This window comes from Pseudanabaena biceps PCC 7429 (genome assembly GCF_000332215.1).
Taxonomy (GTDB): domain Bacteria; phylum Cyanobacteriota; class Cyanobacteriia; order Pseudanabaenales; family Pseudanabaenaceae; genus Pseudanabaena; species Pseudanabaena biceps.
This window is the reverse complement of record NZ_ALWB01000003.1, coordinates 43,632-50,704: the sequence shown is the minus strand read 5'-3', so window position 1 is coordinate 50,704 and position 7,073 is coordinate 43,632. Positions and strand designations below refer to the sequence as shown.

5 protein-coding genes are annotated in these 7,073 nt (G+C 43.6%); 1 reads left to right on the top strand and 4 read right to left on the bottom strand.

Going from position 1 to position 7,073, the window contains the following annotated elements:
• Positions 1-93 precede the first annotated feature (93 nt).
• Positions 94-2,472: a plasmid replication protein, CyRepA1 family gene (locus tag PSE7429_RS00795; protein ID WP_009625127.1), complete on the bottom strand. Its 2,379-nt coding sequence runs from the start codon at positions 2,470-2,472 to the stop codon at positions 94-96.
• Positions 2,473-2,751: 279 nt separating this feature from the next.
• Here PSE7429_RS00795 and PSE7429_RS00790 point away from each other — a divergent pair, with 279 nt between their 5' ends.
• Positions 2,752-3,903, top strand: a complete 1,152-nt coding sequence (locus tag PSE7429_RS00790; RefSeq protein ID WP_009625126.1) for a COG3415 family protein — start codon at positions 2,752-2,754, stop codon at positions 3,901-3,903.
• 379 nt (positions 3,904-4,282) lie between these two features.
• On the opposite strand, the gene PSE7429_RS00785 is transcribed toward PSE7429_RS00790, so the two are convergent.
• Genes PSE7429_RS00785 through PSE7429_RS00775 form a run of 3 tightly spaced genes read right to left on the bottom strand, consistent with a single transcriptional unit; the run spans position 4,283 to position 6,310 of the window.
• Positions 4,283-4,984 (bottom strand): DUF6753 family protein, encoded by a 702-nt coding sequence (locus tag PSE7429_RS00785; RefSeq protein ID WP_009625125.1) that lies wholly within the window; start codon positions 4,982-4,984, stop codon positions 4,283-4,285.
• A gap of 1 nt (position 4,985) precedes the next feature.
• Positions 4,986-5,705, bottom strand: a complete 720-nt coding sequence (locus PSE7429_RS00780) for a P-loop NTPase family protein (protein WP_009625124.1) — start codon at positions 5,703-5,705, stop codon at positions 4,986-4,988.
• Between the two features lie 11 nt (positions 5,706-5,716).
• Entirely contained in the window at positions 5,717-6,310 is a 594-nt protein-coding gene (locus tag PSE7429_RS00775; protein ID WP_009625123.1) for a hypothetical protein, read from the bottom strand.
• Between the last annotated feature and the right edge of the window lie 763 nt (positions 6,311-7,073).

The window sequence follows — 7,073 nt, the reverse complement described above, 5'->3', positions numbered from 1 at the left end:
GCCGTTGATGGTTTGCTGATTTCCCTCATTTTTGCTATGGCTATTGCTGGCTAACTCAATGCCTATTTTCTCCCTTTTGTCAATGCGTAACTTCTAGAGACAATAAAACTTGGCGATCGCCGTTTTTTCGAGATCCAGTAAATCTTGATACGACTGAGACTCATTTGAGATTAAATTTTTCTGTTCGGCGGGAGATAGGATTTTTGCCCTAGAGACAGCTTGGTAACGCTCCTGCCTCGTTTGAGCTAGCGCCTCCTTAATCGACTTCCCAGAATCATCATTACCGATCGTCACGACCGTAACTTGATTGCCCTCAAACACAAGGCGTTCGAGCAAATAGTCTCGCAAAGCCCACATCGCTGCATTGGTTCTCGCCTCCACACTCGCCCAAAGGTCAATGTGCGGATTGTCCAAAGAAACACTATCTACTGGCAAATTAAAATCGCCTAAGCCCGCCCGAATGAGGCTCACCTCCCGATCCCAGCGATTCCTGAGAGTATTTTTGAGATGCATCGGCGAAGAAGACCGATCAATTTTGCAGAAATTAATCCCACGTTCGGCACACCAAACAGTACGCGGGACATTATCCCTAACCCGAGACAAAGCCTGACTCGCATCCGCATCGGTAACCGTACCATAGAACAAACCATAGACCTTATGAAAGCGCTTGACCTCAATCGAAACACCCGTACTCATTGAAGGCGTGGCAATGATCACATCGTAGTTGAACACCCGCTTATTGATATTGCTCATAAAATCCGTTTCATGGCGACCGCCACTGGTATCAGAATTAAAAAGCAAGACCCTAATCTTGGGACGAATCGCCCTAATTTTCTCAACCAACTTAGCGATCGCCTTACTACTAGACTTGCTATCCGTCGCCACAAAAACCCGATTGCCTTTGGTCACATCCGCTAGTAATTCCTGAATAATCGGCACATCGTTATTTGCCACAATGAACCGAGCGGGATAGCCTTCGGGTTGAAATTCGTTCTTAATCAAAAAGACATCAGAACCGTCCCCACGCAAAGCTTGGAGATAGTTCAAACTAATATCGGAGAGATCGGCATCGGCAACAATTACCCGTCTGGCGACTTTTACTAAAATATGCAAACGGGCAAGCAGCGCAGAACGTTTTCCATCCTTATTACAGGTCGAACCTGAAATCAAATGTCGGAGTACTTGCTCCACCTCATCAATGACGAGATCGCAATCCACAAACTGACGGGGATCGAAAGCAAGCAAGCTATCGACACAGGCTCCAACACGAGCAGAATAAGCCGAATCCGTAATAAACTGTCCATCAGCCATATCGAGATCGCCTTTGAAATCCGCATTCATCACCTTACATAGATTGCGAACCAAACTGACTCGATGACCGAGCAAAGCCAACTTATCTGTCCCCGCCACGATCGCTGCAATTGCTTTAGTTTTCCCAGTCCCCTTAGCCGATTGCAGCGCCACAATCCCAGTTTTGGGAATGTAATCGGGGATTTCATATCGATCTAATTGAAATAAAACGTCCATGGATAGATTTCTAGAAGGCTTAAACGTAAGCTGGCTATCTTGCTGATGCTCCCAAGCATAGGTATTGAGAGAAATAGCATTCGCATATACCTGATGAAAAGCATCAATACCGCGCTCAACGATAAAATCATCAACCCCAGTTTTATCAGTACCTTCTAGCAAAGGCAGCTCGAGTACTTTGACGAGACAATCAGCATCCGCAAATAGCTTGCCAGTCTTGACCGTAGCAAGAAAGACATCATGCTTAGTTTTCTCCTTAGTTTCGGCATCAAAGCAGAAGCAGACCTGCCGCTTGGGAGTAGCAAACTTAGCCAGATAGGTTTGCAAAGCCAACTTGCCATCTGCCCCTTGTATCCGCCCCATCGTAATCCCACTCAAAGCGATCGCCACATAACCCTGAGACAACAAGCAGCAAGCCTTTTTCATACCCTCACAGATGAAGATCGGAATTTGAGGATTAGCAGCTACCCAAGACCAAAAATTAACAGAATCAGGTAAAGCCGAGAAATCAACCACCAGACCATAGCGATCGGCTACCTTTTGCCAAATTGCCTGAGTAACTACCGCAAAACCACCGACCTGTCCGCGTTTAGCAGGATTCTCATACTTGCGGGGTTTCCCCTTTTTATGATCGATTAGAGGATTGCTAAGCTTGACTTGGAATACTTCAGACTGGTCGCGCATGGGATTCCAAGAATGAATGAGCGCTCCAAACAGCTCTGGACGCTGTTGTTTACCAGACTGCCAGACAGTACGCCACTTAGCAGGACACCAATTTAGAGCCTCATGGATGGGGTAGCTGACTTCACCCCCACTTTCAATAATTTCATCTGCTATAATTTCCACGTTAGCGGTAAAGAGTTCGGGCTCTACAGCGCTGCCATCAACCCATTCACGGTAAACTAAATCAGAGAAAGAATGCAGATCTAAAGTTGTTGATTTCATCTTTAATGTTAAATAAAAAAACTACAGTTTTGGTACAAAACGTTAAATCTAACGTTTTATGACATAAGAAATCGGCTCGGCTGCAACACCCGATAGGAGGATAATTTCAAAATGTAGGTGAGAATCTGTGTTGTTTCAGGCGAAATTAATTTAATAAAGCATAGTAGAAAAAACTAATTTTTGGGAATACTTTTATTAAATTCTACCCTTTTATATATATTTTCGACATATAGATATCGTAAACCATCAAAAATGCCCCTGAATATTGAGAGCTAGTCCATGGAAAATCAAAAAGCAGACAAGGAGAAAAGCCCAAAAGCAAAGACTTCAAAGGCAAGAATTCCTAGAGTTATGCCCGATGTATCGGAGTATATCAAGCTGTACAAAGAACAAAACTACCCGATTCGGGATATTGCAACCCACTATCAGGTATCGGTTTCGACGGTATATCACGCGATGGTCGCATCAGGGTTTAGTGAATTTAGACCCAAACATGCCCGTATGAGCCATACGAGGATGTCAAAAGAAGAACAGGCGATCGCTCTATATCAATCAGGCTTAACAAGGACAGCCGTAGTTCAAAAGCTCAATATCTCAGCTAGGACCCTCAACAAAGTCCTAGAAAAGCATGGCATCACCATCCGTCGAGGGATTGATTTAGTCACCTCCGCCAACCGCGCCGCCCAGTTCCACAAAGCCTATAACGATCACCAACTAAGCCTAAGAGAAACCGCAGAGCTATTTGGAGTCTCCCACCCGATTATCCTGCGGGAGCTAAAGCGCAATGGCTACCCAATTAGGCAAAGCGTAGACTCCAAAAATCGTCCCACCTTTAAGCTAAAACACAAGCTAGGAGGCATCGCAGGCTTACCCACACCAAAGCTAACACCCAAACAAAAAGAACGCCGTCAGATCTTGATAAGGATCAGGCAGAAACGCGAAGACGACCAAAAGCTCAAGCGACTCAAGAACTACAACCGCGCCAAAGAATATTGGCAACTGGTAAATGAAGGCGGATTGGACTTTGAGGAAGTGGGTAAGCTATTTAACCTGTCAGGCAAAACCATCGAAAGAGTCATTGTCCGAGCGGGAATCGACATTTCTGCAATCGCCCTCAGAGAAAAAGCCGCCGCCTTCAAAGAAGAACAAGCACTCGCCCAGAAATACTGGGAGTTGTATAGCAAACCGATGAGCCTAGAAGAGGTGGGAGAAGCCTTCGGGCTCAGCGATTCCACGATTCGAGCCACGTTACTGAGACATGGATATGAGATCAGGAAGCGAGGTCGAATCGAAAACAGCGATCGCAATCGGCTGAAGCCAAGGTCACCAAAATCCAAAAAAATTAAGCAGCAAGCCGTCATCCCATCCGAAAATATGGAAGCAACGGGACAAGCCTTAGATCTACTGATTTCAAATACAAAAGTTAAGTAGTCCGCGACAGGGCTCATTTTTAGGGTAAATATTACTAACTTTTAGAAATAAATTAATCAATTTATTAGCTATAGTGTTTTTTTCGACTAGCGATCTGCGGAACAAAATTAACGCTGATCTTCATATACTGTCTAGGTTTCAGGTTCATACCCCGAAATTACAAACTTTCAGTTGATTTTAAAAACACAATAACCAAGGAATTGGCTATTGTGTTTTTTTCGATTAAAAATCGATGCAGTCAAAATCAATACCGATATTCCCAAATCTTCATATACTGTCTAGGTTTCAGCCCCATACCTGCAAAACCCGATCGTTAATCAAAAAAACACAATAACCAAGGAATTGGCTATTGTGTTTTTTCGATTAATGATAGTCGCAATCAAAATCCACGTCGATATTCCCGATCTTCATAGACCCTCTGGCTTTCAGGCAATACCCAAAGAGCGCATAAACCTTTAGTAACGTACTTACCCTTGAGAATAATCAAAGCATCCTTAAGATTTTGTTGGTCTTGCAGACAGGTTTTTAAAATGTCTCGATTCCAGTCCACGAGATTCCTTGCTAGCTTGCCATCATCACTCGCTAACCAATCCAAATCCTTGACTGATTGGGGATTGAGGTTAGCTTGAGGAGACAGTACTTTAGCGATCGCCAAGCCCGAAACCAGCCCTGCCGCTAAGCCAATCATCAGCATCCCCGCACAGAAACCAATGAAGGGCAAGCTAATCGCTCGCCAATAACCTTGGGATTCCTGATGCTGCTTATTTTTGATGATATTCGCGATCGCCTGACTAATCGCCACCTCCTGTTCTTTCACCGCAGTCTCGCGCAGAGTCGCCAGAAAGTCACGGAACTTCTGGATACCAACATCGAAGCCCTTAGCTAACGCACTTTGGAGCAGGTTGGGTGCAGTGGCAACCGTAGCTGCAACCTGAGCATTGGACAGAAAAATCGCAATGTAAGGATCGTTCTGGGGAATGCCCGACTTAGCTACAATCTCGTAAATTTTGGCTTTGACCGTGGGGTCGTAATCGTGGATGGCAATATCCAGATAGGTTTTGGGTTGAGGATCGCTATTCATACTAGGATTTTGCTTCTTTTTTCTGGACGTTTTGAGGCAAGAGATTCGTGGACTCGAAGGCTTTGTAAGCATCTCTGAGGAAGGTTTTGATCTGGTTCCTGCCAATGATGCCAAATTCGGAGTAGTTAGAAGCCTCCTCAAAAGTTAGGCGTTTAGCATTGATTTCAATGCGTCTGCCATCTCCCAACTTTGGAAAATCAATCACGGCTACACCATATTCGGCGATCGCTTTCTGGATTGCTTCATGCTCATGGAAATAGCCCCATTCATCACAGCGACCCCAGTTTTTGATAAACACATGGGTGATGTAGCCTTGGTAATGTTCCAGAGACTCGATGAATAGCTCGATTGAGTCACTTTCACCATCACTGACGAACCACTTGATGAAAGACACTCCATGCTCTTTGCCCAAGTCTAGTAAGCCTTTGGTGTTAATCCATTGGGATACAGCGCGATGGGCTTGAGCGGGTAAATTGACGACGACAGTTTTCTTGAGCGCATAGTCAAAAATAGAATCAGGGACATCCGCCATTTTTTCATTTTCAGAGAAAAAAGCAGCTTTACTGTCTTTGTAAATATTGAGAACAGTGGGATTACTACGATCCGCTTCAATGCCAGCCAAAGGGATGGCTCGATCCTTGAGGTATTGGAGCATGGTTCGAGCAACCCAGCTTTTACCCACGCCACCTTTTTCACCATCGATCAGGTTAATAATTGCCATAAGGTTACCTCCTAGTAACGATTGTAGTGTTTCAAGATTTTCTGTTGTGCTAAGTAGTCATCATCGTCGTCATCGTCTATAGGGACAGACTTAGGAACGATACTTTTGGGCTTGCCAGACTCAACCTGAGTAGTCTGTTTTAGATCCGAATTCGTTCTGCTAGATACAGTCCGATCGTCTCTAGTCACGTCAGTAACATTCTGACTGATAGGTGCTGAAATAGGATGCGAATCCGACAACTTTGCGGGTTCAGACGGCAAAACTGACAGCGCAGGAGCGCCCAAGGCTTTTGCGGCTTTAGTAGCATCGCGTTTGGCTTTTGCCGCCGCCTTTTTATTTTCCACATCGATCTTCTGTAAATACTTTCGTACTGTCTCACCAGAGATAGCAATGTGTAGTTCGCTTGTCAGTTTGTTGCTGACTTCTTCAAAGGTGTATCCCAAAGCGATTAAAGATCTAATCCCACTTTCCAAGGTTCGGATGATATCGAGTTTGGTTTTGGGGTTGGTTTTCTTCTGGGGTTCATTGACCCATCGCTCTGATAAAGCTACCAGTTTATCCGTATCTAAGTCCGCTAACGATGAACGAGAGGGATCTTCAGTCATTTTTTTAGCTGTTGTTTAGTGGATGTAAATTCCTAAACTGTTGTCAAAAAATCCCTCGACATGGAAATCTTTGACCCAGATTAATTTCTATATTGGTTTTAATACCTCCCAGTTTATTGCTTTTTTCAATCATAACCATTGCGAAAGAATATTAGGTTGCTTTGCTTGATGATATTTTTACAATTTGTTAACGACCGCGTAATTCCTGTCAATGTCTAGCATCTCAGAGTTTAGTTTGCTAAGAAAGTATTAAGTCAATTCTTGTCTTAGATTATTTTTATACTCAGACCATAACTTCTATGTCTTAAGTATTATTTTTTAAGTGACAATTCTATGCCAATTGAGTGACAATTCTGTACGGTTTGTTTACCAAAACTGTACCTTTTATCGTTCCAAAATGATTCCAAAGTTGTACTAAAATGATTCCAAAGTTGTACGGATCGATGACGCAGCTACAACGATTTTGCGTCGTTTGATGGGTATGCGTCGCGTGTAGCAAGCTATGTTGCTTGTCGGACAAGAAATCGCGCTATCGCTTGATTTTTGTTCGACGGCAACATTACGCTTGCCAAAGGGGAGTACCCCCTTTGGAATCCCCCCAAGCCAAATGATAAAAAGCAAAGAAATTCAAAAAAACAAACTAAATCCAGAATTAATCCTTTAAAATTTAAGAGTGTGTAGGAAAAGATTAACTGTAAGAGTAACTGATAGCTGCGGCTTATCAGTTTGTTTGTGATTTGTATCTATTTTCGACAACAATTAA

Bases quoted from the DNA above. Each gene is read 5' to 3' on its own strand.
- PSE7429_RS00775 (WP_009625123.1), bottom strand. From the start codon at position 6,310: ATGACTGAAGATCCCTCTCGTTCATCGTTAGCGGACTTAGATACGGAT.
- PSE7429_RS00785 (WP_009625125.1), bottom strand. From the start codon at position 4,984: ATGAATAGCGATCCTCAACCCAAAACCTATCTGGATATTGCCATCCAC.
- PSE7429_RS00795 (WP_009625127.1), bottom strand. From the start codon at position 2,472: ATGAAATCAACAACTTTAGATCTGCATTCTTTCTCTGATTTAGTTTAC.
- PSE7429_RS00780 (WP_009625124.1), bottom strand. From the start codon at position 5,705: ATGGCAATTATTAACCTGATCGATGGTGAAAAAGGTGGCGTGGGTAAA.
- PSE7429_RS00790 (WP_009625126.1), top strand. From the start codon at position 2,752: ATGGAAAATCAAAAAGCAGACAAGGAGAAAAGCCCAAAAGCAAAGACT.